We start from the raw sequence: 14,749 nt of genomic DNA on the forward strand, positions 1-14,749 counted from the left end.
GCGAGAGGGCGTGCCGGGCGTCGCGACGGGGCGAACGTTGCCTGCCGCGGCACTAGTGCCGCGGCAGGCAACGTGTGCCCGTCAGGGAGCGGCGGCCGGGGGGCGTCCGGGTGCGGGCGGGGCGGAGGCCGGGCGCCGGGCGTGCGCGCCGGCGGCTCCCCGGCGTCCCCGGCCCGCACGAAGGCGCGTCTCAGGAGGGCTCGCGGGCCCACGGCGAGGTTTTGCCGGCGCGCACGGTTGACGCATGATGGCGAACCGGTGCCGCACTGTCCGGCCCGCAGGAACAGCCGCCGATACGGAGACTTTTCGTGCCCAGCAAGAAGGCCCTCGTCCGCCGCCCCGGTCCGCGCCTCGCCGAGGGCCTGGTGACCCACATCGAGCGGGAGCGGGTCGACACCGGACTCGCGGTGCGGCAGTGGGAGGCGTACGTCGAGGCGCTGCGGACGCACGGCTGGGAAACGATCGAGGTGGACCCGGCCGACGACTGCCCCGACTCGGTGTTCGTCGAGGACACGGTCGTGATGTTCCGGAACGTGGCCCTGATCACCCGGCCCGGCGCCGAGTCGCGCCGGGAGGAGACCGCCGGCGTCGAGGAGGCCGTGGCCCGCCTGGGCTGCTCGGTGAACTGGGTCTGGGAGCCGGGCACGCTGGACGGCGGCGACGTGCTGAAGGTCGGCGACACGGTCTACGTCGGCCGCGGCGGACGTACCAACGCGGCCGGTGTGCAGCAGGTGCGATCCGCCTTCGAGCCGCTCGGGGCGCGGGTCGTCGCCGTGCCGGTGAGCAGGGTGCTGCATCTGAAGTCGGCGGTGACGTCGCTGCCCGACGGCACCGTCATCGGTCACATCCCCAAGGTGGACACGCCGTCTCTGTACCCCCGCTTCCTGCCGGTGCCCGAGCCGTCCGGCGGCCATGTGGTGCAACTAGGCGGCGGCAGGCTGCTGATGGCGGCGAGCGCGCCCAAGACGGCGGAACTGCTGGCCGACCTCGGCTTCGAACCGGTCGTGGTCGACATCAGCGAGTTCGAGAAGCTGGAGGGCTGTGTGACGTGCCTCTCCGTCCGCTTGCGGGCGTTGTACGCCTGACCAGAACGGGGACCGTGCCGTACGAGCCGGGAACCCGGGGCTGCGGGGCCGTTCCGCCAGTCCGCGAACTGCCCGGCTCGACGGCTTGATCAGCGGCTTTACGGCACACTTAACCTACGGACTCGTAACCTACGGATTCGTAGCCTACGATCCCGTAAGTTCCGGCACCGCTCGCCGGGCGCGTTCCGTTTCTTCTCTCGCTCGTCCCCATGGAGTTCACGTGACGATCACTTCCCCGCACCTCGGCAGCCCGTCCGCCGCCTGGACCGACGCGCGCCTGCTCTACGCGCTGGAGGAAGTGGTCGAGAAGGAACTGGACCGGCATCTGAAGGTCGCCAAGGACTGGATGCCGCACGAGTACGTGCCCTGGAGCGACGGCCGCAACTTCCCCGGCATCTTCGACGACGGCGAGGCCTGGGAGAAGGAGCAGTCCCAGGTCACGGAGGTCGGCCGCACCGCGCTCGTGGTGAACCTGCTGACCGAGGACAACCTCCCCAGCTACCACCACGAGATCGCCAGCCTGTTCGGCCGCGACGGCGCCTGGGGCACCTGGGTGCACCGCTGGACGGCCGAGGAGGGCCGGCACGGCATCGTGATGCGCGACTACCTGCTCACCTCGCGCGCGGTCGACCCGGACAAGCTGGAACGGTTCCGCATGGCTCACATGAGCGAGGGCTTCGAGTCCGACAACCGTCACTCGATGCTGCACTCGATCGCCTACGTCGCCTTCCAGGAACTCGCCACCCGCATCTCGCACCGCAACACCGGCCACCAGTCGGGTGACCCGGTCTGCGACCGGATGCTGGCGCGCATCGCGACCGACGAGAACCTGCACATGGTGTTCTACCGCAACCTGCTGAAGGCGGCCTTCGAGATCGCCCCCGACCTGACCATGCAGGCGGTGCGGGACGTCGTCGTCGACTTCCGCATGCCCGGCCACGGCATTCCGGGGTTCGAACGGGCGGCCGCCCAGATGGCCATCGGCGAGGTCTACAACCTGCGCATCCACCACGACGACGTACTGCAGCCGGTGCTGCGGTTCCTGAAGGTCATGCAGATGGACGGCTTCGGCCCCCAGGGACTGCAGGCGCAGGAGGAGCTGGGCCGGTTCCTGGACGGCCTTGACGCCGAGGCCAGGGCGTTCGACGAGAAGCTGGCGGCCCGCAAGGCCCGGATGGCGGCGCGGGCCCGGGCCTGACCCCGCCCGCGCTACTGGCGCACCCGCCTGAGCGCCAGCCGCTCCTTCTCGGACAGGCCGCCCCAGACGCCGAACCGCTCGTCGTTGCGCAGCGCATGGTCCAGGCAGGCCGAACGCAGCTCGCACATGCCGCAGATGCGCTTGGCCTCGCGGACCGAGCTGCCCGGTTCGGGGAAGAAGAAGTCCGCCCCGGTTTGCGCACACAGGGCCTGGGCCTGCCAGGCCGGGTCGGCCGGGGTGATCGTCTCGGTATGCATGAGCGGGATCCTGCCGGGCGGCGTGAAACGTTTGCTCAACGCCCGATCAACGTCGCGTTCAGCACGGCTGCGGGGCGCGACGCCGGCGGGGTGGACCCCGCCGGCTGACGATGCTCGCCCCGGCCGGCCCGGCACGCACGGCGGCGCGCCGAGCGCCGCCGCGCCACGCACCACCCGGGCGGCCCGGTGCCCCAGTCCGCGGGGCCCCGTGCCACCGGGTCGTCGTGCCACCGGACCCCCGGGGCCTCGTGGCCCGGGGGTCCGGGCCACCAGGATTCCGGGCCGCCACGCTCCCCCCGGACCACCGAGCCACCAGGCCGCCGGCCGCGGGGCCGCCCAGACTCCGAAGCCGCCCGGGGGCCCCGCGGCCCAGGCCGCCCAGGCCGCCCGGTCGTCCCGCGGCCGGAAGAAGGCGGACGGTGTCCGCCTCCGTTCGCTACTTTGTGCTCATGGGCAGTATGTCGGGTGACATCTTCGCGCCGGCCGGCGCCAATCCGTTGTGCCGGCTCTCCCTGGAGCAGCTGCGCCGGCGGACCAGCATGAAGTGGCGTACCTACCCGGCGGACGTGCTGCCGCTGTGGGTGGCCGAGATGGACGCTCCGCTGGCCGAGCCGGTCGCGCGGGCGATCACGGAGGCGGTGGCGCTCGGTGACACCGGCTACCCGGCCGGGACGGCGTACGCGGAGGCGCTCGCCGCGTTCGCCTACGAGCGCTGGGGCTGGGACGGGCCGGCCGTGGAGCGCACGGCGATCGTGCCCGACGTCATGCTGGGCGTCGTCGAGATGCTCAGGCTGGTCTCCGGGCCGGACGACCCCGTCGTCGTCAACTGCCCCGTGTACCCGCCGTTCTACCAGTTCGTGCGCAGCCTGGGCCGCCCCGTCGTGGAGGCTCCGCTCGGCGCGGACGGGCGGATCGCCTTCGCCGCGCTGCGGGACGCGTTCCGGCGTGCGGCCCGGCGCGCGCAACGGCCGGTGTACCTGCTGTGCAGCCCGCACAACCCGACCGGGACGGTGCACACCGCCGCCGAGCTGACCGAGGTCGCGCGCCTGGCGCGGGAACACGGCGTGCGCGTCGTGGCGGACGAGATCCACGCCCCGATCGTGGCCCCGGACGCGTCCTTCGTGCCGTATCTGACCGTTCCCGGCGGCGAGAACGGGCTGTCGCTGATGTCGGCGTCCAAGGCGTGGAACCTGGCGGGGCTCAAGGCCGCCCTCGCCATCGCCGGGCCGGAGTCGGCCGACGACCTCGCCCGCCTGCCCGAAGAGGTCAGCCACGGCCCCAGCCACCTCGGCGTCATCGCCCACACGGCGGCCCTGCGCGACGGCGGCGACTGGCTCGACGCGGTGCTCCGCGGCCTCGACGGCAACCGCCGGCTGCTGGCCGGTCTGCTGGCCGAGCACCTGCCCGCCGTCCGCTACATGCCCGCGCCGGGCACCTACCTGGCCTGGCTGGACTGCCGCGGCCTCGGCCTCGGGCACGATCCCGCGGAAGTCTTCCTCCAGCGGGGCCGCGTCGCCGTGAACAGCGGGACGCCCTTCGGCACCGGCGGAGCGGGCTTCGTCCGCATGAACCTGGCCACCTCCCCCGAACTGGTCACCGAGGCCGTCCGCCGGATGGCCGCCTGTCTGGACTGACGCACCGGCCCGCGTCGGTGTTGCGGCGGCCTTCGCCGGCGGCCGGTGCCAGACTCGGCAGGGCAGACAGCGGGACCTTCGAAGGAGCGCGAAGATGCTCACCACCCGTTTCGTCAACGGCGCCCCGAACTGGCTGGACGTCGGCACGTCCGACATCGACGGTGCCCGTTCCTTCTACGAGGGCCTCTTCGGCTGGCAGTTCCAGTCGGCGGGCCCGGAGGCCGGGGGTTACGGCTTCTTCCAGCTGGACGGCAGGGCGGTGGCCGGCGGTATGCAGATCACCGAGGAGCAGGGCCCGCCTGCCTGGACCGTGTACTTCCAGAGCACCGACGCGCGGGCCACCGCGAAGGCCGCCGAGGAGGCCCGCGGCAGGGTGCTGATGCAGCCGGCGGACGTGATGGGCCAGGGACACATGGCGATGCTCGCCGACCAGGCGGGCGTGCCGTTCGGCATCTGGCAGCCGGGCGCGATGAAGGGCCTCGACGTCGCCGGCGAACCCGGTTCGCTGTGCTGGGTCGAGCTCCACACGCCGGACGTCGCCGCGGCGGCCGCCTTCTACCACCGGGCGCTGGGGCTCCAGACCTCGGCCGCCACCCTCCCCGGAGGCACGTACACCTGCGTCGGTCCGCGCGAGGGCGGCGAGGACGCCGTGTTCGGCGGCATCGTCCCGCTGGGCGACGACCCCGCCGAGGCGGAGGCCGGCGCCTACTGGCTGCCGTACTTCGAGGTCGCGGACACGGACGCCGCGGTCGCCCGGACGCAGCAGCTCGGCGGCCGGGTCCGCGTGCCCGCCGCCGACATCCCGGGGGTCGGCCGCGTGGCACAGGTGACCGATCCCTACGGAGCCCGGTTCGCGCTCATCAGGAGCGCGGGCCCGCAGACCTGAGAGGTCGCCCTTCCGCTCCCCGGGCACGAAAAAACCCGCTCCCGGTGCACCGGGAGCGGGTTCACTGAGCGCCGGGCAGGCCTTGCACCTGCATCTCCCCGCAGGAAGCGGGGCGTCTTTCCTTGGACCACCAACGCGCGCCCACCACCGCGCTTGCGGCAGCGTGCTCAAGATCTACTGTAGCGCATCACACCACGTCCGGGCGATCGCGTCCGCCGTCCCGCGCGGGCCCGCCCGCGCCGGCGGGACCGCACGGTGCCCCACGTCGACAGAACCGGACCGTGCGCCCGCGCCGGCGGCCCAGCGGGCCGGAAGCCGGCCGCCGCCCCACGCGAAGCCCTCGCCGCCCTACGCGGAGGCCCGTCGCACCAGCGTGGTGGGCAGGATCACGCTGGACGGCCCGCCCGCCGCGCCGTCGGACGGATCGCCGAGCCGGTCGAGCCCGCGCAGCAGCAGACGGGCCATCAGACGCCCCATCTCCTCTATGTTCTGGCGGACCGTGGTCAGCGGCGGGTCGGTCTGCTCGGCGACCGGCAGCATGTCGTCGAAGCCGATCACGGCGACGTCCTCGGGCACCCGCAGTCCCCGCTCGCGCAGCACGCGCAGGGCCCCCGCGGCGCTCAGGTCGTTCGCGGCGAACACGGCGTCCACACCGGGGCACCGGTCGAGCAGTACCCGCATCGCGCGCTCACCGCCGGCGACGGTGAAGTCGCTCTGCACGATCAGCCCGGGATCGGTGCCGCCCATGACGTCCCGGTACCCGTCGAGCCGGTCCACGGCCGACGTCTGGTCGAGAGGGCCGGTGATGTGCCCGATCCTGGTCCGGCCGAGGCGGGCGAGGTGGCGGACGGCTTCGCGGGCCCCACCGCGGTTGTCGCTGTCGACGTAGGCCACACCGGCGCTTCCCTCGGCCCCACCGGGGGCGGCGGCCGGGGGCGGCGCGCCCTCGCTCCATCCGGGCCGTCCGCCGAACACGGTCGGCACCCCGGCGGTCCGGATCAGCTCCGGCAGAGGGTCGTCGAGGTGCAGGGAGAAGACGAGGGCGCCGTCGACGTGGCCGCCCGCCAGGTAGCGTCCGACCCGGGCGTGGTCGTCGCGGCCCTCCGTCAGCAGCAGGACGACCTGCGAGTCGTGGGCCGTCAGCTCCTTGCAGATGCCGCGCAGTTGCAGCCCGAAGAAGGGGTCGGCGAACACCCGGGTCTCCGGCTCGGCGATGATGACGGCGACGGCGTCGTGCCGTTTCGTCACCAGGCTGCGGGCGGCCTGGTTGGGCACGTAGCCGAGCTCCTCCACGGCCCGCCGGACCCGCTCGGCCAGAGGCTCCCTGACGCCCTCCGCGCCGTTCACCACGCGGGAGACGGTGGCCCGGGACACCCCCGCCCGTGCGGCCACGGCCTCCAACGTGGGACGCGACGCTGTCTCGGTCACCTCAGAACTCCTCACCGGCTGCTGCCGATCAGGATAGCCCCGGCCGGTCACGGACCGTGAGAGCGCTCTCGCCGAAGCCGGGACGGCCGTGCGCCGTCAGTGCTCGTGCGGCTCGTACCCGGGGATCGTCCCGTCCGGTTTTCTGACCAGGAACAGGCCGACCATCCCCATGTCGGAGTGGCTCTGGACGTGGCAGTGGTACATCCAGGCGCCCGCGCCGACGCCCTCCCCCGCGATCACCTGGAAGCCGAAGGAGTCAGCCGGGCCCACGATCTTGTTGTCGACGATCCGGCTGGCGTCGTCGGGCCCGGTGAGCAGGCCGGTGCGGTTGTCGGCCCAGCGGTGACCGTGCAGATGGAAGGTGTGGTAGTACTCGCCGTGCGTGATCATCACGAACTCGACGCGGTCGCCCACCGTGGCCTCGAAGTCGGGGCCGGTGTGCGGCGGGCGGTTGTTGATGGTCATGTCGTTGAAGACGACGGTGTGCGTCCGGTCCGGCAGGATGTCGCCCTTGCGGCGGACGACGACCGGCCCGTACAGGCCCTTGCGGATGCCACCGGTGCCGTGCTCGGTGCCGACGACGTGGTCGTGGTAGTGCCAGTAGCCCGCGCTGCCGGCCCGCCAGGTGCCGTCCTTGCGGCGGCCGGGGGCGTGCGTGCGCCAGGTGTAGGTGCGGGTTCCGCCGGGTTCGACGTCGCCGTGGTTCTGCTTCGTGCCGTCGCTGGAGATCTCGTAGTCCAGGCCGTGGACGTGCAGGCTCACGGCCACGTCCATGGTGTTCTCGAACTCGATGTGCAGCGTGTCGCCCTCGTTCAGTTCGATCAGCGGGCCGGGCACCTGGGCCTTGCCCTTCTCCAGGCCGTAACCCATCTGCCCGTCGGGCAGCTTCTCCGCGTACAGCCTGACGTGCCTGACCTCGCCCCCGGCCGGCGCGGTGCGGGGCGCCGCGCCGCCGCCCGGGGCGTCAGGGGACGCGGCGGCCTCGGGGGCCAGGGACAACGATGTCGCCGCGGCCGCGCCGCCCAGCAGCACCCGCCGGTTGAAGCTGCGTCGGTCCATGTCCAACTCCCCACGCCGGTACGGAGGTCACCCGGACCCCAGGAAGGTACCGGCCCCCGAGGAGTTTATCCACACTCAGGACAAAGTTCGTCGACTTGCGGTCATACCTATTGGCGTGTCACGCGAAGAGGTCTAGCTTCCTTTGCGTTCGCTGTGACCGACGAGGGGTGGGTGACCACATGCGGTCCACGTCGCACCAAGGACCCGCGCACGTCAGCAGGTTGAGCACGAGGAGGCGGATCTGGGCGGCCACCGTGACGGCCGGGGCCGTCGCGGCCGGGCTGCTGTCCGGCCCCGCCGCCAGCGCGCGCCCGGATCCGGGGGCGCCGATGACAACGATGTCGATCACGTCGCCGCCGGGCGGCTCGAACGTAAGGGTGCTGATCTTCCACGGCTCCGCCGCGGCCGGGGACGAGTCACCGGTGGTCGACGCCGGCATCGCGGCGATCGAGAGCATCGGCCTGTCCGGTCCCGCCAGGGAGCGCTTCAAGGTGACGGCGACCGACGACGCCTCCGTCTTCACCGACGCCCGGAAACTGGGCCGCTACAACGCCGTCGTGTTCCTGACCGGGGGCGGCGACGTCCTCGACCCGGAGCAGGAGGCGGGCCTGGAGGCGTACATGGAGGCGGGCGGCGGTTTCGTCGGCATCCACGACGCCGCCCGCGCGGAGCCGTACTCGGACTGGTTCACCGGGCTCGTCGGCGCCCGTCCGTCCGCCTCGGGTCCGACGGCCGTGCAGCGCGCGACCGTCGAGGTCGGCGACCGGCGGCACCCGGCGACGAAGGACCTGCCGCTGGAGTGGAAGCGCCCCGACCAGTGGCCGAACTGGGTGCGCAACCCGTCCGGCGAGGTGCACACGGTGGCGCGCGTGCGGGAGTCGACGTACCGGCCGGGGACGGGCGCCAACGGCTGGGACCACCCGATCAGCTGGTGCCGCGACTACGACGGCGGCCGCTCGTTCTACACCGGCATGGGCGGCACGGCGTCCAGCTACGACGAGACGGACTTCCGCGCGCACCTGCGCGGCGCGCTGCTGTGGACCACCCGGCTGGCGCAGGCCGACTGCAAGGCGACGATCACCGCCAACTACAAGGCCGAGCGCCTCACGCAGCCCAACCAGCCCGGGAAGAACGACCAGATCGGCGAGCCGCACGGCCTGGTCACCGCTCCCGACGGCCGCGTGCTCTACATCGGACGCGGCGGCGCCGACGCCTCCCGGCCGGTCGTCACCGACTGGAGCGACCCGGACGTCGGCAAGGGCACCGGGCAGGTCCACGTGTGGGACCCCAGGACGAAGAAGGTCACCCTGGCCGGTGAGCTGACGGTCTTCGGCAACAAGGGCGGCGGTGACGAGCTCACCAAGGTCGAGGAGGGCCTGCTCGGCATCGAACTCGACCCGCGCTTCGAGCAGAACGGCTGGGTGTACCTGCACTACACGCCCCACTCCGGGCTCGACCGCGACAAGCACATGGCGCAGCGGCGCGTCTCCCGCTTCACCCTGGACCTCGCCACCGACAAGCTGGACCCGGCGAGCGAGAAGGTCCTGCTGACCTGGCCGGTGCAGGTGCACAGCTGCTGCCACGCGGGCGGCGGCATGGCCTGGGACTCCAAGGGCAACCTGTACATCGCCACCGGCGACAACAACTCCAGCGGCTTCAGCGGCGGTTACTCCGGCAACAACCCGCAGCCCACCTACAAGGGCGTGTCCTTCGCCGACGCGCGCCGCACCGCGGGCAACACCAACAACCTCAACGGCAAGATCCTGCGCATCCACCCGGAGCCGGACGGGACGTACACGATCCCCGACGGCAACCTCTTCACCGGCAGGGAGACCGACGAGGGCGGCGGCAAGACCCGCGGCGAGATCTACGTGATGGGCGTGCGCAACCCGGCGCGCATCTCCGTCGACAAGAAGACGGACGTCCTCTACGCGGGCTGGGTCGGCCCGGACGCGACCGAGCCGTCGACGACCTGGGGACCGGCCAAGTACGACACGTTCGCCGTCATCACCAGGGCGGGCAACCGGGGCTGGCCGTACTGCATGGGCGACAAGCAGCCCTACCGCGACCGGAACCTGCCGGACCCGTCCAAGCCGCTCGGCTGGTACGACTGCGACCACCCGAAGAACGAGTCGCCCAACAACGACGGCCTGGTCGACCTCCCGCCGGTCACCGGGAACAACATCTGGTACTCGCCGCAGGGCGGCGCGCCGGACTACCCGCGGGACGCCCACGGTGTTCCGTCGTACAAGAAGGAGGAGGCCACCTACCGGCTGCCCTGGCTCAAGGGCGGCGGGCAGGCCGCGATGGACGGGCCCGTCTACCGGTACGACGCGGAGGGCACGGGTGACGTGCGCTGGCCCGCCTACTGGGACGGCAAGTGGTTCGTCGGCGACTTCTACGACGCGGACCAGCCCCGCAACGCCGTCCTGATGGACACCAGGACGCAGGGCGAGGGCGGGCTGCCGGTGCACTCGGAGTCGCTGAAGAAGATCGTTCCGATCGGCAACGACGGCATCAAGAACCTCATGGACTGGAAGTTCGGCCCGGACGGCGCGCTGTACGTCCTGGACTACGGCCGCGGCTTCTTCACCTCGGACTCCAAGTCCGCGCTGTGGCGGGTGACGTACACCGGCGGCGGGCCGACCCCGGCCGCCGGAGATCTGGCGAGGGGGACACAGTGACCCGGCAAAGAGGAATCCTCACGGCCTTCCTGGCCGCCGTGCTGATGCTGCTCGGCCTGCAGACGGGCACCGCCGCCGGGCGCAGCGGCGAGGCCCCGCGGGCGGCGGCCGCGCAGGTGCTCACCTGGACCGCCGGCGACGACATCACGCGGTACGCGTCGGCGCCGGCGACGGCGGTCGCGGGAACGGCGACGATCGTCTTCGAGAACAGCGCGGGCACCGGCAACACCACCGGAATGCCGCACACGCTGACGTTCGTGACCTCGGATCCGGAGTACAACTCCGACGTCCAGCTCAACATCCTCGCCAATCCCAACGACGACCAGGGCGGCCGCCACACCGCCGAGGTCACGCTCACACCGGGCCGCTACCTCTACCACTGCACGATCCCGGGGCACGGGCAGATGCAGGGCGTGCTGACGGTGACCGGGGGCGGCGACTCGGACACGACGGCGCCGGAGGCGTCGGCGAGCGTGGCGGGCACGCGGAACGCCCAGGGTGAGTACGTGGGGTCGGCGAGCGTGACGATCAGCGCCGACGACGAGGGCGGATCCGGCGTCGACCGCATCCAGTACGCCGTCGACTCCGCCGACGCCTGGCAGCCGTACACCGCCCCCGTGGTGATCGACCAGGTCGGCAGTCACACGGTCCGCTACCGGGCCGCCGACAAGGCCGGCAACACCTCCGCCGAGAAGAGCGTCACCTTCACCGTCGCCGCCCCGCCGTCCGACGACACCACGCCGCCGGAGACGTCGGCGACGGTCAGCGGCGAGCGGAACGCCGACGGCGCCTACCTCGACATGGCGACCGTCACCGTCTCCGCCTCCGACACGGGGTCCGGCGTCAACGCCGTCGAGTACGCGGTCGACTCGGGCGCCTGGCAGGCGTACACGGCCCCGGTCATGGTGCACCGGCTCGGTGACCACACCGTCCGCTACCGGGCCACCGACAAGGCCGGCAACACCTCCGCCGAGAAGAGCGTCACCTTCACCGTCGCCGCCCCGCCCCCGTCGGACACCACCCCGCCGGTGACGGGCGTGACCGTGGACGGCACGCGCGACTCCCGCGGAGCGTACGTCGGCAGCGCCAAGGTGACGGTGAGCGCGACGGACGAGGGCGGCACGGGCCTCGCGGGCATCGAGTACTCCCTGGACGGCGGACCGTACCTCGCCTACACCGCACCGGTCGTCGTCGACCGGGCCGGAGCCCACACCGTCGCCTACCGGGCGAGCGACAAGGCAGGCAACACCTCCGAGCCGCGGACGGTGAGCTTCACGGTCGTGGCGGGCGGCGGTGTGCCCGCGCCGCCGTGCCCGGAGTACGACGAGCGGCTGACGGTGATCGTCGGCACGGTCGACTCCGGCGTGCCGAACCGGGTCACGGACAACCGCTGCCGGATCAACGAGCTGATCGAGGACGAGAAGGAGTGGACGTCCCAGGCGCTGTTCCTCAAGCACGTCACGACCGTCCTGGACCGGCTGCTGGCGCAGGGGTCCGTCGACCGGCGCGAGTACCGCGCCGTCGAGAAGGCCGCCCGCCGGTCGGGGATCGGCAGGCCCGGTCAGGACCAGGGCTACCGGAAGATCTTCGACGGCACCGCTGAGTCCCTGGCCCGGTGGGAGCAGGTGGGCGGCGGTTCCTTCGCCCTCAACCCGGACGGGTCGATCACCAGCGGCACCACGAAGGACGGCCTCGGCATGCTGTGGTTCCCGCAGCGCACGTACGGCGACTTCTCGCTGCGGCTGCAGTGGCGTGACGACGCCCCGGGCACCGGCAACGCCAACTCGGGTGTCCTCGTGCGGTTCCCGTGGGTGCACGACCACCCGGAGGAGCCGCGGCCGGAGTGGGCCGCCATCAAGTACGGCCACGAGGTGCAGGTGTTCGACCAGCCCGACGGCGACATGTACAAGACGGGCTCGGTGTACGGCTTCGACCGGGTCGGCCTCGCCGGGGCCGGCGTCACCCCCAAGGGCACGTGGAACGACTACGAGATCCGCGTGGTCGGCCAGCACTACTCCGTCCACCGCAACGGTGTGCTGATCAACGAGTTCGACAACACCGGCGGGCAGGAGTTCTACCCGCCCCGCTCGGACGACCCGGGCACCGACGGGCGGCGGTACGCCTCCGGTTACATCGGCCTGCAGGTGCACAGCACGGCCGACGTCGTCTCCTACCGGGACATCCGGATCAGGGAGCTGTAGGCGCCCACCGCGCGAGCGGAGGGTGCGTCGGGGGTCCGGGCGTCAGGAGACGGCCGGGCCCTCCTTCCTCGCCCGGCTCGGCTGCACCCGCTTCGGCTCGCCCGCCATCTTCGGGTACTCGGGCGGATAGGGCAGGTCACCGAGCCCGTGGTCGCGTTCGTCCTTCGCCGCCAGCTCCAGCAGCGCCTCCAGGGAGAAGGCGTGGTCGTCCATGTCGGCGTGCACGTCGCCGAGTTCGGCGAAGCGGGCCGGCATGGTCGCCAGGTCGAAGTCCTCGGGGCGGGCGTCCGCCACCTCCTCCCAGCGCAGGGGCGCCGAGACGGGGGCGTGCGGGCGGGGACGCACGGAGTAGGCGGAGGCGATGGTGCGGTCCCGCGCGGTCTGGTTGTAGTCGAGGAAGACGCGGCTGCCGCGTTCCTCCTTCCACCACTTGATGGTCACCAGGTCCGGCAGCCGGCGCTCCATCTGCCGGCCCACGGCGATCGCGGCGCGCCGCACCTGGGTGAACGTCCAGCGGGGCTCGATCGGCACGAAGACGTGCAGTCCGCGACCGCCGGAGGTCTTCGGCCAGCCGCGCAGACCGCCGGACTCCTGAAGAACCGCCCGCAGCTCCCCGGCGGCGCGCACGGCGTCCCGGTAGTCGGTGCCGGGCTGCGGGTCGAGGTCGAGGCGCAGCTCGTCGGGGTGGTCGACGTCGGTGCAGCGCACCGGCCACGGGTGGAAGGTGAGCGTGCCGTACTGGGCGGCCCACACCACGGCCGCCTCCTCGGTGGGGCACATCTCGTCGGCGCTGCGGCCGCTGGGGAAGGTGATGTGCGCGGTGGGGATCCAGTCGGGCATGCCCTTGGGGGCCCGCTTCTGGAAGAACGACTCGCCGCCGACGCCGTCCGGGTAGCGCTCCAGGGTGGTGGGGCGGTCGCGCAGGGCGCGCAGGATGCCGGGGCCGACGGCCGCGTAGTACCGGGCCAGGTCCAGCTTGGTGAAACCGCGCTCGGGGAAGAACACCTTGCCGGGGCTGGACAGCCGCACGGTCCTGCCGGCCACGTGAAGTTCCACCGCATCGCCCATGCGAGCCACCGTAGGCGTACCGCGGGTGCCCCGCACACCGGGCGGGCGGGGACGCGGGCGCGCAGAATCGGACCATGGATCTGCCGGTGATGCCCCCCGTGAAGCCGATGCTCGCCAAGGCGGTGGCGCGCATCCCCGCGGGCATGCACTACGAGGCGAAGTGGGACGGGTTCCGGGCGATCGTGTTCCGCGACGGCGACGAGGTCGAGCTCGGCAGCCGTACCGGCAAGCCGCTCACCCGGTACTTCCCCGAGCTGGTGGCGGCGCTGAAGGAGCGGCTGCCCGAGCGCTGCGTGGTGGACGGGGAGATCGTCGTCGCGCGGGAGGGCCGGCTGGACTTCGACGCGCTGAGCGAGCGCATCCACCCGGCGCAGTCCCGGGTGCGGATGCTGGCCGAGCGGACGCCGTCGTCGTTCGTGGCGTTCGACCTGCTGGCCCTGGACGGCGAGTCGCTGCTGGACGCTCCCCTGGCCGAGCGGCGGGCGCTGCTGGTCGAGGCGCTGGAGGGGGTCACCGCGCCCGTGCACGTGGCGCCGGCGACCACCGACATCGAGGTGGCCCGGCAGTGGTTCGAGCAGTTCGAGGGGGCGGGCCTCGACGGGGTCGTCGCCAAGCCGCCAGGAGTGCGCTACCTCCAGGACCAGCGGGCCATGTTCAAGGTCAAGCACGAGCGCACGGCGGACGTCGTCGTGGCCGGCTACCGCCTCCACAAGAGCGGGCCCGTCGTCGGGTCGCTGCTGCTCGGCCTGTACGACGACCGCGGGGAACTCCAGCACGTCGGCGTGGCGGCGGCCTTCCCGATGAAGCGGCGCGCCGAGCTGATCGAGGAGCTGGCGCCGCTGCGCATGGACGACGTCGCCGGGCACCCGTGGGCTGCCTGGTCGGAGGAGGCGGCCCACGAGTCGGCCCGGCTGCCCGGCGCGCCCAGCCGCTGGTCGGGCAGGAAGGACCTGTCCTGGGTGCCGCTGAGGCCCGAACGGGTGGCCGAGGTGGCCTACGACCACATGGAGAACGGGGTGCGGTTCCGGCACACCGCGCGCTTTCGCCGCTGGCGTCCGGACCGCACCCCGGAGAGCTGCACCTACGCCCAGTTCGAGGAACCCGTCCGCTACGACCTGGCGCAGATCCTCGGCTCGGGCGGGTCCGGGGCCGGGTCAGGCGCCTGAGCCGGCCCCGGACCCGCCCGGGGCTGCGAGGGGGAGCAGCAGGCAGGTTCCGGGGCGGCCGCGGGGTGAACCGGGCGATCCAC

11 protein-coding genes are annotated in these 14,749 nt (G+C 72.6%); 7 read left to right on the forward strand and 4 right to left on the reverse strand.

The window, feature by feature from the left end; all coding sequences use genetic code 11:
* The first annotated feature begins 308 nt into the window (after nucleotides 1-308).
* Complete coding sequence (gene ddaH, locus ACWDNY_RS18930) at nucleotides 309-1,085, forward strand: dimethylargininase (RefSeq protein WP_451646907.1); 777 nt, start codon at nucleotides 309-311, stop codon at nucleotides 1,083-1,085.
* A gap of 220 nt (nucleotides 1,086-1,305) precedes the next feature.
* A complete protein-coding gene (locus tag ACWDNY_RS18935) occupies nucleotides 1,306-2,283 on the forward strand; it encodes an acyl-ACP desaturase (RefSeq protein WP_451646908.1) in 978 nt (325 codons plus the stop codon).
* A gap of 11 nt (nucleotides 2,284-2,294) precedes the next feature.
* On the opposite strand, the gene ACWDNY_RS18940 is transcribed toward ACWDNY_RS18935, so the two are convergent.
* Nucleotides 2,295-2,540: a WhiB family transcriptional regulator gene (locus ACWDNY_RS18940; RefSeq protein ID WP_451646909.1), complete on the reverse strand. Its 246-nt coding sequence runs from the start codon at nucleotides 2,538-2,540 to the stop codon at nucleotides 2,295-2,297.
* Nucleotides 2,541-2,998: 458 nt separating this feature from the next.
* Between ACWDNY_RS18940 and ACWDNY_RS18945 the strand changes: the two genes are divergently transcribed.
* Both ACWDNY_RS18945 and ACWDNY_RS18950 read left to right on the forward strand, forming a co-directional pair.
* Nucleotides 2,999-4,174, forward strand: a complete 1,176-nt coding sequence (locus ACWDNY_RS18945) for a MalY/PatB family protein (protein WP_451646942.1) — start codon at nucleotides 2,999-3,001, stop codon at nucleotides 4,172-4,174.
* A 94-nt stretch (nucleotides 4,175-4,268) separates the two neighbouring features.
* On the forward strand, nucleotides 4,269-5,060 hold the full coding sequence (locus ACWDNY_RS18950; RefSeq protein WP_451646910.1) for a VOC family protein: 792 nt from the start codon (nucleotides 4,269-4,271) through the stop codon (nucleotides 5,058-5,060).
* A 348-nt stretch (nucleotides 5,061-5,408) separates the two neighbouring features.
* Here ACWDNY_RS18950 and ACWDNY_RS18955 read toward each other — a convergent pair whose 3' ends face one another.
* Both ACWDNY_RS18955 and ACWDNY_RS18960 read right to left on the reverse strand, forming a co-directional pair.
* Nucleotides 5,409-6,488, reverse strand: a complete 1,080-nt coding sequence (locus tag ACWDNY_RS18955) for a LacI family DNA-binding transcriptional regulator (protein ID WP_451646911.1) — start codon at nucleotides 6,486-6,488, stop codon at nucleotides 5,409-5,411.
* A gap of 96 nt (nucleotides 6,489-6,584) precedes the next feature.
* A complete protein-coding gene (locus ACWDNY_RS18960; RefSeq protein ID WP_451646912.1) occupies nucleotides 6,585-7,547 on the reverse strand; it encodes a multicopper oxidase domain-containing protein in 963 nt (320 codons plus the stop codon).
* A gap of 179 nt (nucleotides 7,548-7,726) precedes the next feature.
* Between ACWDNY_RS18960 and ACWDNY_RS18965 the strand changes: the two genes are divergently transcribed.
* Together ACWDNY_RS18965 and ACWDNY_RS18970 are read left to right on the forward strand one after the other, a co-directional pair.
* Nucleotides 7,727-10,231: a ThuA domain-containing protein gene (locus ACWDNY_RS18965; RefSeq protein ID WP_451646913.1), complete on the forward strand. Its 2,505-nt coding sequence runs from the start codon at nucleotides 7,727-7,729 to the stop codon at nucleotides 10,229-10,231.
* A gap of 44 nt (nucleotides 10,232-10,275) precedes the next feature.
* Nucleotides 10,276-12,432: an OmpL47-type beta-barrel domain-containing protein gene (locus ACWDNY_RS18970; RefSeq protein ID WP_451646943.1), complete on the forward strand. Its 2,157-nt coding sequence runs from the start codon at nucleotides 10,276-10,278 to the stop codon at nucleotides 12,430-12,432.
* Nucleotides 12,433-12,474: 42 nt separating this feature from the next.
* On the opposite strand, the gene ligD is transcribed toward ACWDNY_RS18970, so the two are convergent.
* Nucleotides 12,475-13,500: a non-homologous end-joining DNA ligase gene (gene ligD, locus ACWDNY_RS18975; RefSeq protein ID WP_451646914.1), complete on the reverse strand. Its 1,026-nt coding sequence runs from the start codon at nucleotides 13,498-13,500 to the stop codon at nucleotides 12,475-12,477.
* A 74-nt stretch (nucleotides 13,501-13,574) separates the two neighbouring features.
* Here ligD and ACWDNY_RS18980 point away from each other — a divergent pair, with 74 nt between their 5' ends.
* Complete coding sequence (locus ACWDNY_RS18980) at nucleotides 13,575-14,666, forward strand: ATP-dependent DNA ligase (RefSeq protein WP_451646915.1); 1,092 nt, start codon at nucleotides 13,575-13,577, stop codon at nucleotides 14,664-14,666.
* The last annotated feature ends 83 nt before the right edge of the window (nucleotides 14,667-14,749 follow it).

It is taken from the genome of Streptomyces sp. NPDC003697, from assembly GCF_053587115.1.